Source organism: Pseudidiomarina fusca (assembly GCF_032227045.1).
Lineage (GTDB): Bacteria > Pseudomonadota > Gammaproteobacteria > Enterobacterales > Alteromonadaceae > Pseudidiomarina > Pseudidiomarina fusca.
This window is the reverse complement of the sequence record NZ_JANFPJ010000003.1, coordinates 1-17096: the sequence shown is the minus strand read 5'-3', so window position 1 is coordinate 17096 and position 17096 is coordinate 1. Positions and strand designations below refer to the sequence as shown.

Annotated in this window: 19 protein-coding genes; 4 read left to right on the top strand and 15 right to left on the bottom strand. The window is 46.2% G+C overall.

Going from position 1 to position 17096, the window contains the following annotated elements; genetic code table 11:
* Positions 1-12: 12 nt before the first annotated feature.
* The 12 genes from relA to rpoE all read right to left on the bottom strand — a co-directional run bounded on the left by relA (position 13) and on the right by rpoE (position 12271).
* Positions 13-2205 (bottom strand): GTP diphosphokinase, encoded by a 2193-nt coding sequence (gene relA, locus NOG12_RS01795; RefSeq protein WP_313932246.1) that lies wholly within the window; start codon positions 2203-2205, stop codon positions 13-15.
* A 4-nt stretch (positions 2206-2209) separates the two neighbouring features.
* Positions 2210-3562, bottom strand: a complete 1353-nt coding sequence (locus NOG12_RS01790; protein ID WP_313932245.1) for a class I SAM-dependent RNA methyltransferase family protein — start codon at positions 3560-3562, stop codon at positions 2210-2212.
* A gap of 3 nt (positions 3563-3565) precedes the next feature.
* Positions 3566-4330: a pyridoxine 5'-phosphate synthase gene (gene pdxJ, locus NOG12_RS01785; RefSeq protein WP_110075184.1), complete on the bottom strand. Its 765-nt coding sequence runs from the start codon at positions 4328-4330 to the stop codon at positions 3566-3568.
* Positions 4327-5079, bottom strand: coding sequence for a DNA repair protein RecO (recO, locus tag NOG12_RS01780; protein WP_313932244.1), 753 nt, complete (start codon positions 5077-5079; stop codon positions 4327-4329). Before recO ends, pdxJ begins: the two co-directional genes overlap by 4 nt.
* Before the next feature lie 3 nt (positions 5080-5082).
* Entirely contained in the window at positions 5083-5991 is a 909-nt protein-coding gene (gene era / locus NOG12_RS01775; RefSeq protein WP_110075186.1) for a GTPase Era, read from the bottom strand.
* Positions 5991-6689: a ribonuclease III gene (gene rnc, locus NOG12_RS01770; RefSeq protein ID WP_110075187.1), complete on the bottom strand. Its 699-nt coding sequence runs from the start codon at positions 6687-6689 to the stop codon at positions 5991-5993. The genes era and rnc overlap by 1 nt, the downstream gene beginning before the upstream one ends.
* Before the next feature lie 3 nt (positions 6690-6692).
* Positions 6693-7616 (bottom strand): signal peptidase I, encoded by a 924-nt coding sequence (gene lepB, locus NOG12_RS01765; RefSeq protein ID WP_110075188.1) that lies wholly within the window; start codon positions 7614-7616, stop codon positions 6693-6695.
* 35 nt (positions 7617-7651) lie between these two features.
* Positions 7652-9463 (bottom strand): translation elongation factor 4, encoded by a 1812-nt coding sequence (gene lepA, locus NOG12_RS01760; RefSeq protein WP_110075189.1) that lies wholly within the window; start codon positions 9461-9463, stop codon positions 7652-7654.
* An 88-nt stretch (positions 9464-9551) separates the two neighbouring features.
* On the bottom strand, positions 9552-9986 hold the full coding sequence (locus tag NOG12_RS01755; RefSeq protein WP_313932243.1) for a SoxR reducing system RseC family protein: 435 nt from the start codon (positions 9984-9986) through the stop codon (positions 9552-9554).
* 14 nt (positions 9987-10000) lie between these two features.
* Positions 10001-11011, bottom strand: a complete 1011-nt coding sequence (locus NOG12_RS01750) for a MucB/RseB C-terminal domain-containing protein (RefSeq protein ID WP_313932242.1) — start codon at positions 11009-11011, stop codon at positions 10001-10003.
* A complete protein-coding gene (locus NOG12_RS01745; RefSeq protein ID WP_110075191.1) occupies positions 11004-11660 on the bottom strand; it encodes an RseA family anti-sigma factor in 657 nt (218 codons plus the stop codon). The genes NOG12_RS01750 and NOG12_RS01745 overlap by 8 nt, the downstream gene beginning before the upstream one ends.
* Positions 11661-11692: 32 nt before the next feature.
* Positions 11693-12271, bottom strand: coding sequence for an RNA polymerase sigma factor RpoE (gene rpoE, locus NOG12_RS01740; RefSeq protein ID WP_110075192.1), 579 nt, complete (start codon positions 12269-12271; stop codon positions 11693-11695).
* A 173-nt stretch (positions 12272-12444) separates the two neighbouring features.
* Between rpoE and nadB the strand changes: the two genes are divergently transcribed.
* Complete coding sequence (nadB, locus tag NOG12_RS01735) at positions 12445-14061, top strand: L-aspartate oxidase (RefSeq protein ID WP_313932241.1); 1617 nt, start codon at positions 12445-12447, stop codon at positions 14059-14061.
* On the opposite strand, the gene NOG12_RS01730 is transcribed toward nadB, so the two are convergent.
* Positions 14005-14268 carry a hypothetical protein gene (locus tag NOG12_RS01730; protein WP_153825716.1) on the bottom strand — a complete coding sequence of 88 codons (264 nt, stop codon included), beginning with the start codon at positions 14266-14268 and terminating at the stop codon, positions 14005-14007. The genes nadB and NOG12_RS01730 overlap by 57 nt on opposite strands.
* Positions 14269-14312: 44 nt before the next feature.
* Positions 14313-14585: an FAD assembly factor SdhE gene (locus NOG12_RS01725; RefSeq protein ID WP_110075194.1), complete on the bottom strand. Its 273-nt coding sequence runs from the start codon at positions 14583-14585 to the stop codon at positions 14313-14315.
* A gap of 89 nt (positions 14586-14674) precedes the next feature.
* On the opposite strand from NOG12_RS01725, the gene ygfZ reads away from it, so the two are divergent.
* From ygfZ to NOG12_RS01710, 3 genes are all read left to right on the top strand, one after another.
* On the top strand, positions 14675-15619 hold the full coding sequence (ygfZ, locus tag NOG12_RS01720) for a tRNA-modifying protein YgfZ (protein ID WP_257119964.1): 945 nt from the start codon (positions 14675-14677) through the stop codon (positions 15617-15619).
* Complete coding sequence (locus NOG12_RS01715) at positions 15616-16104, top strand: FKBP-type peptidyl-prolyl cis-trans isomerase (RefSeq protein ID WP_110075195.1); 489 nt, start codon at positions 15616-15618, stop codon at positions 16102-16104. The genes ygfZ and NOG12_RS01715 overlap by 4 nt, the downstream gene beginning before the upstream one ends.
* Before the next feature lie 268 nt (positions 16105-16372).
* Positions 16373-16621, top strand: coding sequence for a hypothetical protein (locus NOG12_RS01710; RefSeq protein ID WP_313932240.1), 249 nt, complete (start codon positions 16373-16375; stop codon positions 16619-16621).
* Here NOG12_RS01710 and NOG12_RS01705 read toward each other — a convergent pair.
* Positions 16601-17096, bottom strand: a 496-nt coding sequence (locus tag NOG12_RS01705; protein WP_313932239.1) for a hypothetical protein, incomplete at its 5' end; no start/stop codon positions are given. The two genes, NOG12_RS01710 and NOG12_RS01705, sit on opposite strands and share 21 nt — an antisense overlap.

Below are 17096 nucleotides of genomic sequence, written 5' to 3'. Positions count from 1 at the left end.
ATTCCTTACCTATCAAGCTGGCACTCGCACCACTTCATGCACACCTTTGAGTTGGCTTAGACGACTGACTAAGCGCTGCAAACCTGCTTGGTCCGCTACCATCACGCCAACCCGAATACTGGCTAAAGCACTAGCTTCATCTCGTTTCGAATCAAGTTGCGCCACGCTAGCACGTTCATTGGCTAAGACGCTGGTAATGTCATGCAATAATCCTTGACGATCATTTGCGATAAGGCGCAAATCAACTCGATAGTTAGCTTGCTTTTGTTCACTCCAGCTTACCGCCAATGCACGCTCAGGATGTTGGTCTAAAAGATGCTGCAACTGCTCACAATCCTTGCGGTGTACTGAAACGCCCCGCCCCTGAGTTACAAAGCCTAAAATACTATCACCTGGCACCGGTTGACAGCATTTGGCAAATTGCACGAGGAGATTACCAATCCCTTCAACAGTGACATCGCTCTGTTTACCAGTGCGCTGCTTGGCAGGTTTGGCTGTGAGTCGCTCGATGCGCTCGGCCGCTGTATCTGTGGCTGGTTTAAGTTGGTTTACCACATGCTGCAAGCGCACATCACCCGCACCGATGCCGGCAATTAAGTCATCTAAGTGCGTCATATTAAAGCGCTCAAGAACCTGCTCGGCAGCACTCAGGGGAATGCCATGTTTTGCTAGCTCTGGCTCGAGTAGCTCTTTACCTGCTTTAATATTTTTATCACGATCAAGCTTTTTGAAATAAGTGGCTACTTTAGCCCGGGCACGCGAGGTTTGTAGATAACCACTGGTAGGATTGAGCCAATCGCGGCGCGGTTGCGCATTCTTTTGCGTAAGAATTTCTACCCGCTCGCCATTTTTTAACGCATAAGTAAAAGGTACAATATGTCCATCCACTTTGGCTCCAACACAGCGATGCCCAACTTGTGAATGGATGTAATAGGCAAAATCTAAAGGCGTTGCGCCGTTAGGTAAATCTATCACTTCTCCTTTTGGAGTAAATACATACACCCTATCTTCAAATACTTGAGAGCGAATTTCTGCCACTAATTCATCGTTGCCCGCCATATCATCATGCCAAGCTAACAATTTGCGCAGCCACGCGATCTTTTCTTCTAGGCCTTGCCCTTTACTAACTGCCGCCCCCTCTTTGTACATCCAGTGGGCTGCAACCCCAAGTTCAGCATCATCATGCATGGTTTGGGTGCGAATTTGTATTTCTACATGTTTATCAGCAGGCCCAAGCACCACGGTGTGAATCGATTGATACCCGTTAGCCTTAGGAGTGGCAATATAATCATCAAATTCAGAGCCAATATGACGCCATAAACTATGAACTACGCCCAACGCGGCATAGCAGTCTTTTAGCGATGTGGTAATGATTCTAACTGCACGGATGTCATACAACTCGGTAAAGTTAAGATGCTTTTTCTGCATTTTTCGCCAAATCGAGTAGATATGCTTAGGCCGTCCGTAAACGGTAGCTTCTACGCCTTCATCATGCAGTGCCTGCTGTAGATGTTGCACAAAATCATGAATATATGTTTCACGATCAATACGTCGTTCCAAGAGCTGTTTGGCAATAGCTTTGTAGGTGTTTGGATGCAAGTACCTGAATGCGAGATCTTCTAGTTCCCACTTGAGTTGACCAATGCCTAATCGATTAGCTAGTGGCGCATAAATTTCATGGCATTCCTTAGCGGCAAGAACTCGTGTTTCTTCGTCTAATCCTTTGACTTCTCTTAAAAAACAAATACGCTCAGCTAGTTTAATTAACACTGCTCGTACGTCTGCCACCATCGCCAGCAACATGCGACGTACATTATCTATTTGCGCATCGTTAGGTTTACCATGCTGAAAATGTTGCAAGGCGCTAATGCTCTGCATCTGCTGTACTGCTTGCATCAGCTGCAATAAGGACTCACCACCCCACGCCGTCACTTGCTCCGGTGTCAGTAGCTTCAGTTCGTAGGCAGGGCTGAGTAAGGCCGCTACTAGGGTCTCTTGGTCCAATCCTAAACCAGCTAGGATCTCCACCATTTCTTGACCTTTCAGTTCAATGTGCGCAGCTTTAGGTTGCTTCACTAACAGCTGTTGTAACTGTTGACTAAGCTCAGTTAACGCTTGCTTGCGCTGCTTAGAGTCAACGTGAGCTAACCAATCCCCGCCCGTTTGACTCGGTTTGTCAACATGGGTACTGCGCACAAAAACCACGGCTTTACTCCCTTTCGAATAGTGTCATAACCTCAATGTGATGGGTCTGCGGAAACATGTCAACCAGTTGTGCTTGTTTTAAGTGATAACCGCCTTGCACCAGCGTCGCGGCATCCCTCGCTAAGGTATCCGGAGCACAAGAAATATACAGAATTTGCGCTGGTTGCATCCGCACTAACTCTTGTACTGCCTGCGCGGCACCAGCTCTAGCTGGGTCCAGCAGCACCTTGTTGAATGGCCCTTGCAATAGCGTTGCTGCTGCACTTTGCGCCCAGGGCTGGGCTAAGTTGCTGCACGCCGCAGTCACAGCTACGCCATGCAGGTGGGCGTTGTGCTGTAATTGCCGGACCATACTAGGTACACCCTCTATTGCCGTTACCTGAGCCCCACTGCGAGCAAACGGAATAGTAAAATGGCCACTACCGGCAAATAACTCCAAAATAGTATCACCAGATTCTGGCTCAAGCCATTGCAGAGCTTGGGCGACCATAGCCTCAGCTAAATCACGGTGAGTTTGTAAAAAGTCACCTGGGTTAAACTGCAGTTTAGCCTGCCAAGTTGCGTATTGAGGAAGCGGCCCAGTATCTAACAAATGTACCTGCTGCTCATCCTGCCATGCGATGCGCACTTGATGGTGTTCTGAAAATGCCACTAAACGTGCTCTATCGGCGGCTGCCAACGAACGAGTTAAACGCAACACCACTAGCGGCTCAGCTGTGGTTTCAAGGAGTTCTACATGCCCCAAAAACGGCACCAGTTTGAGCTCAGCTAAGCATGCACGCAACGGAGCCAACAAGCTATTTAACGCTAGCGCTAACGTAGCACACTCAGAAATCGGCACGATGGTTTTACTTTTTCTGGCCCGAAACCCCAACGTGAGCTGCCGTTTACTTTTATCATAATGAGCTGCTAAGCGAGCCCGTCGACGGTAGTTCCACGGGCTGCCGCTAAGTGTCGGTTGCCACAGTGACGCCTGTGCAGTGACATCAATGCCAGCAAACTTATGCAATAACTCAGTGACTACTTGCTGCTTATGCTGCTGTTGTGCTGCTACATTCAAATGCTGCAAGTCACAACCACCGCATTGCCGATAGAATTCACAGGCCGGTTGCTGCCGCTCAGGGCTAGATTGCTGTACCGCTAAAAGTTCCGCCTCGTACTTGCTACTCTCAACGTAGTCGATAACTTCGCCAGGTAAGGCCCCAGCCACAAATTTAACCCCTTGCGCACTTCGCACGACACCGCGACCAAAATGATCCAGCCCAACCACATCTGCTGCTGCAATAGTTGCAGGTTTTGGCTTAGCTTCGCGTTTTCGCTGCTGCGGCCCTTGACCAGGCCGATAAAACTGCGCCATCCCTTAGTTCAGCTCTGCGATAGCTTGCATGCGAGCTTGCTGCAACAGCTGCTTCATGTCACGCACGGCTTGATCCAATCCTACCAGCACCGCTCGAGCTATGATGGCATGCCCAATATTCAACTCTACTAACGGTAAAATTGCCGCTATTGCAGCGCTATTATGATAATGCAAACCATGACCTGCGTTTACTTGTAAACCAAGACCATGCGCATAATCAGCTGCGTCTCTTAGTTGCTGAAGCGTTTGTTGTTGCCCTGCTTCAGTCGTTTGTTCAGCGTAATGCCCGGTATGCAGCTCTATCACTTGAGCACCACTGGCTTTGGCCGCATCAATTTGCTTTTTATCGGCATCAATAAACAAAGAAGCAATAGTGCCATGACTTGCTAAACTTGCTACTGCATCAGTTACTCGTGCAAGCTGGCCAGCTACATCTAAACCACCCTCAGTAGTAAGCTCAGCACGTTTTTCGGGCACTAAACAGCTATAAGCCGGCTTAACTTTTGCAGCAATGGCTAGCATTTCATCAGTTATCGCCATTTCTAGGTTCATTCTGGTTTGCAGAGTATGGGCGAGCAATTCAACATCGCGATCATGGATATGACGACGATCTTCACGCAAGTGAATAGTTATACCATCGGCTCCAGCCTGTTCTGCTAACGCAGCTGCTGTTACCGGATCTGGATAGCTGACGCCACGAGCATTTCGTAGTGTAGCGACATGATCAATATTGACCCCTAACAAAATGGGAAATTGCTGCAAGCTCATGATGTGTATCCTTTGGATGTTTCTGTGCTCAGCGGCGCCACCACTGGCTGGTTAGCCGTGCTTGACGCTACTTGCAACTGTATGAATAATTCGCGACTACGAAGCGGTGCGGGCCCTAAATAGGGTGCTAGCGCTTCTCGCATTAAACGTTTGAATACGTTAAGTAGCCTACTATCGTTTAATTCGAAAGCAGCTAATTTAAGTAAATCGCTACCGGCATAAGAGTGAGGTGTTGCGCTAACAGCACTGAAACCAGCTTCTGGCACAAATAGGTAATGGCTGTTCGCTACTACAGGCTGTTGCTGAGTATCATAAAACCAATCAAAACCGTGCCCTAAATGACACAGTAGTTGCCATTCAAAACGACGTAAGACAGGTTCTATTTGGGCCATCTGCGGTAACAGCTGCAGTGCTTGCTGATAGTCATCAAACACCCCATCTAACGGCTGATAGATTGATGTCAGACGTTGTAATAGCTCGTTGAGGTAAAAACCGCTGTAAAGGTTAACCCCCTGCAGCGCAAAGGCTGGTGCACTGGCTTCGGCATCAACAAGCGTTTGTAATTCGTGTTTACCGCGAGTTTCAACCAGCAACGGTGTAAAGGGCTGAAGGATACTTCGCCAGCGGCTTTTGGGCCGCTTAGCTCCCTTCGCAATAACCCGAAATCGCCCGTGCTGCAGCGTAAATAATTCAACCAGTAGGCTGCTATCCTGATAAGGCCAGCGATGCAGCACATATGCCGGTTGCATGGCTTAATCCTCACCATACCCTAAGCTGCGGAGTGCTCGTTCATCATCAGCCCAGCCGGATTTTACTTTAACCCAGAGCTGCAAATGGACTTTGCCACCAATTAATGGCTCGAGATCTTTTCGCGCTTCAGTACCAATGGTTTTTAACTTACTGCCACCAGCGCCAATAATCATCCGCTTTTGTCCCTCTCGTTCGACCAAAATCAACGCATGAATATGGGTGGTACCATTATCTGCAGTGCGAAATTGTTCAATCTCAACGGTCGTACTGTATGGCAATTCATCGCCGGTAAAACGCATGAGTTTTTCACGCACTATTTCAGCGGTCATAAAACGCAATGATCTATCGGTAACATAATCTTCAGGAAAGTGATGCACACCTGGTTTGGCATATTGATGAACTAAACTACGTAAAGCCTCAACTTGATCGCCAGTAGCGGCAGACAAAGGCACAATCTCGGCAAATGTATGTCGCGCTGCTAATTGTTGCAGCTGTGGCAATAAACTACTTTTATCCTTTATCTGATCGATCTTGTTCACAACCAAAATAACAGGACGTTGAGATTTCTTAAGTTTGTTAAGTACCATCTCATCATCTGTGGTCCAGCGATTTGCTTCCACCACAAATAAAACCACTTCAACACCACTCATAGAGCTTGCAGCAGCGCGATTCATGAGTCGATTAATCGCCTTTTTCTCGTCTTGATGCAATCCTGGCGTGTCAACATAGACTATTTGTCTATCACCTTCAGTTTCGATACCCAAAATTCGATGTCGAGTGGTTTGTGGCTTGTTCGAGGTGATACTGATTTTTTGTCCAAGAATACGATTCAGTAAGGTAGATTTGCCCACATTGGGACGCCCTACAATCGCGACAAAAGCTGACTCTGATTGATATTCAGTCACATCCATTACACAGGTTCCTGCTGGTGTTGTAGCAACTCTAACGTTGCTGCCGCGGCCTTCTGTTCAGCTTTGCGTCTACTGGTACCAGTACCAAGCACCACTTCTGCCAAACCGTCTACTTGGCAACTCACGGTAAACTGTTGATTGTGCGCCTGGCCTTGGGTCGCCACAACTTCGTAAAGTGGCAATGCACATTGCCGACCCTGTAAAAATTCTTGTAATCGCGTTTTGGGATCTTTATGGCTGACGCCAGGTTTTATCGCAGCTAAGTGAGGAGCAAACCAACGCAGCACGACTTGACGACAGGTCACTAAATCGCTTTCTAGGTACATGGCACCGAGCAAAGCCTCCACTGCATCAGCAAGAATAGATTCTCGCCGATGGCCGCCGCTCTTCATTTCTCCTGGCCCCAGCACCAGATATTTACCAAGCTCAAATTGCTGGGCAAGCTTAGCTAATGAGCGACCACAAACTAAAGTGGCGCGCATTCGGCTTAAATCGCCTTCATCTATTTTCGGAAAGCGTTCAAACAGGGCCTCAGAAATAATAATTCCTAACACCGAGTCGCCTAAAAACTCCAGGCGTTCGTTGTGTTGCGCCGCCGCACTACGGTGAGTTAAGGCTTGCGCTAACTGATCACGATTATTAAAACGATAACCAAACGCTTGTTCTAACTTATGAATAGGTGGTTTTGGTAAACTCACTTATTACTCCACGGTTCCGAGTCTGTGCCAGCGAACGCCAGTAGGAACCCATTGCGGTAGCCAGCTATTCCGGCTACGGTCCATTTCAAAACTCATCCAAATAAAAGTAGCACGACCTACCAGATAATGCTCTGGTACAAAGCCCCAGTATCTACTATCTTCAGAATTATCACGGTTATCACCCATAAAGAAATAGTGTCCTTCGGGTACTATCCATTCATCAGGAGCCGTGCCTTCTTGCTGATAAAAATACGGAGTACGTGGTGCAATAGTTGGATCAATAAGAATTTCGTGGGTCACATTACCCAACTGCTCTTGGTAGCGCACCAAAGGAGTAGACCGGCTAAAATAAACTTCATCCTGAGCCGTCACATCCCGTTCAATCACCTGCATTTGTGGACATTCACTGGATTGCTCAACACATGCAGGCTCTAAATATAACGTTTTATTACGATATATTATCCGATCGCCAGGCGTACCAATGATTCGTTTAATGTAATCCAGTTGCGGGTTACCTGGATATTTAAAGACCGCAATATCACCCCGTTGTGGGGTACCAGTTTTCATTAATTCGGTACGAAAAATAGGATCTCGTAAGCTATAACTAAACTTTTGTACCAAGATAAAGTCACCGGCCAACATGGTTGGCATCATCGACGCTGAAGGTATTCTGAACGGCTCAAAAATAAATGAACGTAGAATAAGTATCACGAACAACACCGGAAACACCGACTGCGCAAACTCGGCTAAGCGCCCTTGAGGGGCAATCCGAGCTCGCGCCTCTTCATCCAACTGTTGTTGCAAACGTTGCTCTTCAGCTTGAATACGTTGCAAGCGCACTGGCTTTTTGTAACGTGCGTCATACCACCAGAGCGCACCTGCCACCAAGGTGACAATTGTCAACAACACCGAATAAAAATTGGCCATTCGTGCTTTTTCCTTATCGTGACGCCAATGTCGTCTTATTTACCAACCTTGAGTACAGCTAAGAAAGCTTCTTGCGGAACTTCAACATTACCTAGTTGCTTCATCCGTTTTTTACCTTCTTTTTGCTTCTGCAGTAATTTTTTCTTACGACTAACATCCCCGCCATAACACTTAGCGATAACGTTTTTACGTAATTGTTTTACCGTCGAGCGCGCGATAACATGCGTCCCAATAACTGCCTGAATCGCAATATCAAACATCTGGCGCGGAATCAGTTCCCGCATCTTATCGACTAACTCACGGCCACGACCTTGCGCATTATCGCGATGAGTAATCATCGCTAAAGCGTCAACCTTGTCACCGTTAATTAACACATCCACTCGCACCATATCGGCTTCTTGAAAGCGCTTAAACTGATAATCGAGTGAGGCGTACCCACGGCTTGTTGATTTTAAGCGGTCAAAAAAGTCCATCACAACTTCAGCCATAGGTAACTCGTAGGTTACTGCAACTTGTTTGCCATGGTAGGCCATTTTCGTTTGCACGCCGCGCTTGTCGACACACAAAGTAATCACGTTGCCTAAATAGTCCTGAGGCACCAAGATATTTGCTTCTACAATGGGTTCATAAATGATGTCAATGTCGTTAAGCGCTGGCAAATTTGCTGGGTTATCCACGTTAACTTCTTTGCCGTCTTTTCTTAAAACCTTGTAAACCACCGTCGGTGCAGTGGTAATAAGATCTATGTCATACTCTCGCTCTAACCGCTCCTGGATAATTTCCATGTGTAGCATGCCCAAGAAACCTATCCTAAAACCAAAGCCAAGCGCAGCCGAGTTCTCCGGTTCATAAAACAACGAAGCATCGTTGAGAGATAGTTTTGCTAGAGCATCTCGAAAGTTTTCGTAGTCATCTGAAGAAATGGGGAACATGCCCGCGTACACCTGTGGCTTAACTTTCTTAAAGCCTGGGAGTGCTGCATCGGCTGGTTGCTTAGCAAGGGTTAAGGTATCGCCCACCGGCGCCCCAAGAATTTCCTTAATACCGGCAATCACAAAGCCTACTTCACCACAGCGTAGAATACCTGTTTCTGTAGGTTTCGGTGAGAAAAAGCCAACTTTATCGATCTGGTAGGATTGTCCGGTAGACATCACTTTCATCTTATCACCGGCCCGCAGCGTCCCGTTCTTCACCCGAACGAGAGACACTACTCCTTGATAATTATCAAACCATGAATCAATGATCAGCGCTTGTAACGGAGCATCTGGATCTCCTTGTGGTGGAGGTATTTGACGAACAATTCGCTCAAGGACTTCTTCAATACCAATCCCAGTTTTTGCGGAGCATTGCACCGCATCAATCGCTTCGATACCCACAATATCTTCAATTTCTTCAGCTACCCGCAGTGGATCCGCTTGCGGTAAATCGATCTTGTTCAAAATCGGCACAACTTCAAGATCCATTTCAATTGCGGTATAGCAGTTTGCTAATGTTTGCGCTTCTACACCCTGCGCTGCGTCAACCACTAGCAAAGCACCCTCACAACCAGCCAAGCTACGCGACACCTCATAGGTGAAATCTACGTGTCCTGGTGTATCAATGAAGTTTAACTGATAGGTTTCACCATCTTGTGCCGTGTAATGTAACGTTACACTCTGTGCTTTAATAGTAATGCCACGCTCTCGTTCTAGGTCCATCGAGTCTAATACTTGGGCGGCCATTTCACGATCAGTTAGGCCTCCACAATGCTGGATGAGACGATCAGACAACGTTGATTTACCGTGGTCAATGTGCGCAATAATTGAAAAATTGCGAATATTTGCTTGCTTAAACGCCTTATCTGGCATTAATGCCCCCGCAAAAACAAAATAGGAATACGAATTAACCGCTGATCATACTGATAATACGGCGAGTAACAAAGGATTTTCGGAGAAATCAGCTGATTTGTACTACTTTTAGCTGCTTGTTAATCTGAATATCGCGTTGTGATAGCCATTTTTTAAGACCGATAAAACTCAATCCAAACCCAGCAAATGCCGTCAAAATGATCCAGCCTTCAGACCAACTGGTAACCTTAGTTAGCAGCATTGCTAGTAGAGTTAACACAACGATAGGTAGGCCGTACATAAGTAATGAAAAGTGCGTTAAGGTTTGCTCTGGCAAGAGCAGTTCTAACTGTTCGCCAACACGAAACTCGCCCATCGGTTTAGCCACCCGAAACTGCGCTCGGCGGTCCGCAAAGGCTTTAGATATCACTCCAGCACCGCAGGTGTTTTGTTGTGCACAACCACTGCAGCCGGTTTTGAGTTGGGTAGCTACTAACAGGCTCGACTCATCCACTGCAATAACTTCAGCTAGTTCACGAATCATGTTTTATACCTACATTAATCAGGCTGACCCAAAGCCATATTCTCGCCAATTCGCTGCAGAGTTGCAACCGGCAACTTGCCCACTACCGTTATCGCATAACCATTCGTTTGCGTATTAAAGAGCGAGTCGACTCCCTCTAACGCCAATCCCGGTAAACGCTGACTATCGCCATCGGTAACATAAATCGATACCTCAGTTAAGCCATCACTAAACAGAAAGTAATCGGTAGCTAATCCGGTGTTGGAAAGACGACGATGATGTTGAGCTTGATGGCTAAAGCCACTCGGTAACCATTGTGGATAGAGGCCAAATTGTAAGGGCTCTTGTTGTTGGTGGTGATATAGTCTTGGGGGCCGCTGAACGCCCTCTAATGCTTGCAATGCAATCGGCGATGCGGCGGGAAGATCGATAGAAGTCAGTTGCAATTCTTCTAAGACTTCGCGTTGTGGCGTAAGCATTTGCAAACGCAGTAGCATACCGGTTTCACTGTCTACCCATAAATCGTAGTGATAACGATAGTTGTCTCTACTCACCAGACGAAGATATTGAGCCATACGGCCGACAATTCGGTGTCCTTCAACGGCAACAACTTGATAGTGATCATTGATGTGAGAAAAAGATTGATAAAAAGCTCGAGGCAACAGTCCCGGTGTGATATCTGTTTGCACAAAATAAGAGCGATCTGATGGCTGAAAATAATAAGAGGTTTGATTACCTAACCTTAAAATTCTGACGTCTGCCCCATTGAGGTGTTGCAGTAACTCAACTTCAAGACCGTCTTCTAAAACACCATGAGACCATTGTAAAGGCTGCATGCGTTGTCCCTGACTACGCACTAACGTAGCCTGAAAATTTAACTCGCGTAATGCAGACGCCATGCGATTAAACCAGTGCTGCCCTATATTCTCAGCTTGAGTTACTGCATCTTCGTTTAAGTTTAAGTTAGGTTGTTCCATTGCCGCGGCGGGCATAAACAAAAGTGTTGCTCCGCTAAGCAGAGCAACAGCAAAGGCATGTTTAATCATTCTGTGGCGCTTGTGGCTCAGGTTGTTGGGTCTCTGTAATCGCAGCTTTTTTCGTCTGTTCTTGTAACGAAATATTCAACTGTCGTTGATGATCTAGCATATAAGCCTCTAACAGCATGCGCTGCTCAGCAACTTCTGCCGCACTCGGCTGTTGATTGGGTACCACAGTATTAAAACTTACTGGGTTACGACCGCCAAAGGGGTTAGTTACTAAAGCCGGTGTCGTCGGCTCAAGTATCTCTGCTTCAAGTTGACCATTGATACCGGTTTGCTGTACCGATAATACCGCAACAATCGCAACACTTGCCGCAATCGCAACACTTGCTGCTGGCTTTAACCAGCGCATAGCTGCTTTGGCAGATGCACCACCTTGAGTTAGGTTCGGCTCTATTAATTTTTTCTCAACATTTACTGTAGTTTCTGCAGCGACTGCACTTGCCACCTTGGCACTAATATCTACTTGCCAACAGTCGCTTTGTTGGTGTCGAATGACTTGCCCAATAAAGGCATAACGTTGCCATGCTCGATGAGCTTCTGGATCACCTAACACCTCATCGAAATTAGCGCTGAACGGACTGACTTCATCATCAAGATCACTCGTGTGACCATCTAACAATGCTGAAGTAGTTTGTAAACGACGCTCTGACATAGTTATTCCTCAGTAATTTTGCGCACTTATATTTAACGCTCTAATAATGGCCGCAACTGCTGGTCTATTGCTTCACGAGCCCGAAAAATTCGAGACCGCACAGTACCAATGGGGCAATCCATTTCAATCGCTATTTCTTCGTAACCTAAACCTTCCATCTCACGAAGGAGAATCGCTTGGCGTAAGTCCTCTGGTAATCCATCGATGGTCCGCATCACCACATCACGAATCTCATCGGTCAGTAATAAACTTTCGGGCGATGCTCCGTCTTTGAGAGCACCAGCTCCTTCATAATATTCTGCTTCTTCTGCATCTACATCACTCGCAGGAGGTTTTCGCCCTTGCGATACCAAATAATTTTTGGCGGTGTTTACAGCAATTCGATAGAGCCAAGTATAAAAAGCACTATCACCTCTAAAGTTTGCCAAAGCTCGGTAAGCTTTCACAAAAGTTTCTTGAGCTACGTCTGGCACATCCGCAGGCTGCTTCACGTACCGCGCTATTAGGCTCATCACTTTGTGCTGATATTTTTTAACAAGTAAATCAAACGCTCGTTGATCACCTTGTTGAACTCGTTCTACCAGGGCTTTATCTGTATCTAAATCGCTCATCCGAGCTTGTTCTCCTCAACCCCTTGGTACGTCAGATGATAGGCCCCGTTTTTCTTATCTGTAGCTATGACCTATCACCGAGTAAAAAGTTCGCAAAAAAAATTCAAAAGAGTAAAATCGGGTTTATCTATTTGGCAACACAGCGTCTTGCACGCGGATATCCAACATATTTTATGGAACAACACGCTCATTATCAATGCGATGTGCTAGTTATTGGCAGCGGTGCTGCAGGTTTAACTTTAGCTTTACAGTTAGCTGCTCAAACTCGCGTTATCGTTTTATCTAAAGGCCCTCTCACTGAAGGTTCAACCTACTACGCGCAAGGAGGCATTGCTGCCGTCTTTGACGAGAATGATAGCATTGAAAGCCACATTGAGGATACGTTGATTGCGGGCGCCGGTTTATGTGAACCGGCAGCTGTAGAGTTTACCACTCGCCATGCGAAGCAAAGTTTACAGTGGCTGATTGAACTTGGAGTCGGATTCGACCGCGTTGCTGATGAGCAAGGCCAACCTCGTTTTCATTTAACCCAAGAAGGCGGTCATAGTCATCGCCGTATTTTGCATGCTGCTGATGCAACTGGTAGAGCAGTTCAAACCACCCTAGTAGATGAAGTTAAAAAACATCCCAATATTCAGGTCGTCGAGCGCGTCAATGCGATCGATTTAATTACCGATAAGCATATCGGTGGTAGCAGTGGTCGCTGTTATGGCGCCTATATCTGGAATCGAGTTACCGAACAGGTGGAAACCATAGCCGCAAAGTTTGTGGCATTGGCTACGGGCGGTGCCTCGAAAGTGTATCAATACACCAGTAATCCGGATATCGCTAGCGGTGATGGTATTGCTATGGCGTGGCGAGCTGGCTGCCGAGTCGCTAATATGGAATTCAATCAGTTTCATCCAACCTGCTTGTTTCACCCTAATGCGCAGACTTTCTTGCTGACAGAAGCCTTACGAGGCGAAGGCGCTGTACTAAAACGCCCTGATGGTAGTAGGTTCATGCCTGATTTTCATGAAGCCGCAGAACTAGCGCCGCGCGATGTGGTGGCGAGAGCCATCGATTATGAAATGAAGCGTCTCGGAGCAGATTGCATGTATCTAGATATATCGCACAAACCAGCTGCTTTTATACGCGAACACTTCCCGAATATTTATGAAAAGTGTCTAAGCCTCGGGATTGATATTACCCAGCAACCGATGCCAGTGGTACCAGCGGCACACTATACCTGTGGTGGCGTAAAGACTGATTTAAATGCGCGTACTGATATCCATAACTTATATGCTATCGGCGAAGTCGCCTACACAGGTCTTCATGGTGCTAACCGCATGGCTAGTAATTCGTTGTTAGAATGCTTGGTCTTCGCCCGTTCGGCAGCACAAGACATTTCCGCACGTGTTAATCAAATGGAATTATTAACACAACTTCCTGCTTGGGATGAAAGTAAAGTCAGTGATTCTGATGAAGAAGTGATTATTCAACACAACTGGCATGAATTGCGCCTATTTATGTGGGATTACGTTGGTATTGTTCGCACCAATAAGCGCTTAGAGCGTGCATTGCGGCGAATTGAGTTATTACAGCAAGAAATTCACGAATATTATAGCCACTGTAAAGTTAGTAATAACCTACTCGAATTGCGAAATTTGGTTACCGTGGCAGAACTCATCGTGCGCTGCGCCATGGCACGTCATGAAAGCCGGGGTTTGCATTACAACTTAGACTATCCTGAGTTACTTCCGAATGCCCAACCCACTGTACTCACGCCGCCGCAACAGCCATCTCGATAATCGTCGATAATCAGCCTCGCTGACCCAGCCTTGCCAGCACCACCACCATCGGTGCTGGTGCGGCTGGTCACTTTGGTGTAGCCGTACTAGCAAAAACCAAGGTGTGACCCAACTCAATGCTGCTGCCTGCCACTGACGTTGATCTAAATCATCCAGTTGCATCCAGTTACCGGTCTCTGTGTCGACTCCCCAAATCTGAGTCGACACAGCAAACCGACGCCAAGGCTGTAGGGCTAGCCGCAGCAGCGCCACTAAACTTTTACTCGGCTCAGAATAAACTCCACCATGCCGGCTAACTCTTTATCTTCACACTCTTGATGCCCCATAAACCAAGCAAAGAGATCCGGATCATCGCACGTTAGTAGACGCCGAAAGGCTTCTTGCTGAGCAGCGTCTAAGTCATCGTAAGCATCTTCTACAAATGGCATAAATAGCACATCAAGCTCTAGCATTCCTCGGCGACAAGCCCACCGTAATCGGTTTTTATTTTTTAAAGATTCGGCGTTTTGTTGAAGTTTTTGCATGATGATTCCTTCTGACCCATAAAAAGTACTTGTATAATCATAATTCGTCCCCACCTTTGACATTAATAGCGGAAAACGAGGTGATTAGCGTGTTAACAACAGAGTTTACCAAAGCTCCCCCAGAATACGTAACGGTTTCATTGCCAGAATACGGTGTAGTATCTCTAACTGGACCACAAACGGATACGTTTTTACAGGGACAGCTTACCTGTGACATGAACCAACTTGGAGACTCTAATTGGTTATACGCAGCTCATTGTGACAATAAAGGAAAAGCACTTAGTACTTTATTCGTGACGCGTTGGCACGAAAGTGTACTGCTTATTACGACGTTACCTGCACTTCAGGCCTCTTTAGCTCAATTGCAGAAATTTGGCGTGTTTAGCCAAACTACCATTGTCGATGAGTCTACTAACCTAAGCGTTTATGGTTTATTTGGTACTGCCGCACCAGCGCGGTTAGCGGAACAGCTCCAACATCCGTTATGTAGTAACTCGCTACAAGCAGCTACACCTACAGAAACTGCGGTGGCATTACAATTAGGTTCCCAGCCAGACCAGTTTCTGATTGTTAGTAAGCAAGATGACTTACCTACTAACTCTGAAAGCAAACTATGGCATACCCTGGAAATAGAGCGTGGCCGAGCTACCCTACTTTCAGGTACAATACAGGAATACGTACCCCAAATGCTTAATGTTCAAGCATTAAATGGCATTAGTTTTACGAAGGGGTGTTATATCGGCCAAGAGACCATAGCCCGGATGAAATATCTGGGTAAGCAGAAGCGTGCACTTTTTCGTCTTCGTGGCCAAGCTGAAATGGCAGCTCCAGGAGCAACCATAGAACAGCAGCTTGGCGACAATTGGCGGCGTGCCGGCACGGTAATTAATGCAGTGAGCCATGCCAAGCATCAACTCGACGTATTAGCAGTGTTGCCCAATGATATTGAAGCATCTACGCGATTACGACTGAAGGATGATGACGCGAGTCTTTTGGAAATTTACCCACTGCCTTATAACTTGGATGAATCATGACTCAATCAATTAGCCAGGACAAAGTTGTTGGTATTCACTACACCGTGAAAACCAAAGAAGGAAACGTACTAGACCAATCAAAAGAAGGTCAACCACTCCAGTTTATCTTTGGCCGTGGCATGTTAATTAAAGGACTAGAAGACGCTTTAGCCGGCAAAGTTTCTGGTGATAAGTTTGATGCAGAAATCGCCCCTGCTGACGCTTATGGCGAACGCCACGAAGGTCTTATTCAGACAGTTCCACGGAGCCTGTTTGGTGATAATGAAGTTGCCGTTGGTATGCAATTCCGTGCAAGTACTGACCACGGTGAGCAATCAGTAATGATTGTCGACGTAGCTGACGAAGAAGTTACTGTTGACGGTAACCATCCGCTAGCTGGCGTTGAACTAACCTTTAACGTTGAAGTAGTGGAAGTTCGTGATGCAGATCCGAGTGAACTTGACCATGGTCACGTTCATGCTGACGGTAATCACCAGCACGGCTAACTAACCACATCGACTTAATAATGATAAAAGGCACAACTCTATCTGAGCTGTGCTTTTTTATTTATGATGGGATCGTCCTGAAGCGCTTCCACTTTTAATGAGTGAAAGAAGCTTTCGGCACAGGCTTTGTCACAATAATTTACTTTTCGGAGCATCACACACTAACGTTGCGGTGTGTTCATGCCTTACTGCAAAACTGATGGCTTTTGCCACCAAGCATCGCATTGACACGAAACCTTGCACCGTCTCATCTGAATAGTGAATAGTTATGACTTATCTTGATGTGCTCGCCCTGTCTGAGGAAGTCGAGCGCGATAGCCAATCTGGGAAGTTAAGCAGTGAGTTGCTGGCTCAGGGGCAGACGCGATATGGCAACATGGCAGATTACCCAGATCACCTTGTTCGAACCACGCCCGACGGTAAAAAGTCACTTGGCCACTGTAAAGATGGCGAATTTGCTGAAGAGCTTTTGTCTGCTTTTCGACTCACAATATATTTACAGCTTTTTGTATGGTAAGAAGTCCGAATCGTCGCAGCTTATATCCTTAATATAATTATTTAATTTCTTCTTCTCCACTTCGCTTAAACGCTTAAAAGTACTGTTGGTTAAATTAAATAAAATATTATTTCCACCAGCCAATTCTTTCACTATCTCACCACTGTCATTAGTCTCGATTAAGTAGAATACATAATCCACAGAGAGAGATTTATCTTCGTTAGGTTGGAAGCCTTTTTCTAAAATATCTAAATACTCTTCGGGTATCGAATATCTATGTATAGAAAAATGCAAAGAATAAGTCTTACGCAAACGCTCTAAAGTTGTTGGAAAAGGGCTATGAGACCAAAACCCGTTATAAAACACTTCAACATTGTCAGCTTTGACCGTAGACGACGATAGTAAAAAAATCAGTAAGATTAGTCTAACCACAAATTTCTCCTCCCTCACCCTGATTGTGCCAAACAACATATTGCTCTTAAATATCAACCAAAAT

Coding starts and splice junctions, on each gene's coding strand:
- NOG12_RS01745 (WP_110075191.1), bottom strand. CDS start 11,660: ATGTCAGAGCGTCGTTTACAAACTACTTCAGCATTGTTAGATGGTCAC.
- NOG12_RS01715 (WP_110075195.1), top strand. CDS start 15,616: ATGACTCAATCAATTAGCCAGGACAAAGTTGTTGGTATTCACTACACC.
- rpoE (WP_110075192.1), bottom strand. CDS start 12,271: ATGAGCGATTTAGATACAGATAAAGCCCTGGTAGAACGAGTTCAACAA.
- NOG12_RS01790 (WP_313932245.1), bottom strand. CDS start 3,562: ATGGCGCAGTTTTATCGGCCTGGTCAAGGGCCGCAGCAGCGAAAACGC.
- NOG12_RS01750 (WP_313932242.1), bottom strand. CDS start 11,011: ATGATTAAACATGCCTTTGCTGTTGCTCTGCTTAGCGGAGCAACACTT.
- lepA (WP_110075189.1), bottom strand. CDS start 9,463: ATGCCAGATAAGGCGTTTAAGCAAGCAAATATTCGCAATTTTTCAATT.
- NOG12_RS01710 (WP_313932240.1), top strand. CDS start 16,373: ATGACTTATCTTGATGTGCTCGCCCTGTCTGAGGAAGTCGAGCGCGAT.
- NOG12_RS01725 (WP_110075194.1), bottom strand. CDS start 14,585: ATGCAAAAACTTCAACAAAACGCCGAATCTTTAAAAAATAAAAACCGA.
- NOG12_RS01755 (WP_313932243.1), bottom strand. CDS start 9,986: ATGATTCGTGAACTAGCTGAAGTTATTGCAGTGGATGAGTCGAGCCTG.
- nadB (WP_313932241.1), top strand. CDS start 12,445: ATGGAACAACACGCTCATTATCAATGCGATGTGCTAGTTATTGGCAGC.
- recO (WP_313932244.1), bottom strand. CDS start 5,079: ATGCAACCGGCATATGTGCTGCATCGCTGGCCTTATCAGGATAGCAGC.
- lepB (WP_110075188.1), bottom strand. CDS start 7,616: ATGGCCAATTTTTATTCGGTGTTGTTGACAATTGTCACCTTGGTGGCA.
- era (WP_110075186.1), bottom strand. CDS start 5,991: ATGGATGTGACTGAATATCAATCAGAGTCAGCTTTTGTCGCGATTGTA.
- pdxJ (WP_110075184.1), bottom strand. CDS start 4,330: ATGAGCTTGCAGCAATTTCCCATTTTGTTAGGGGTCAATATTGATCAT.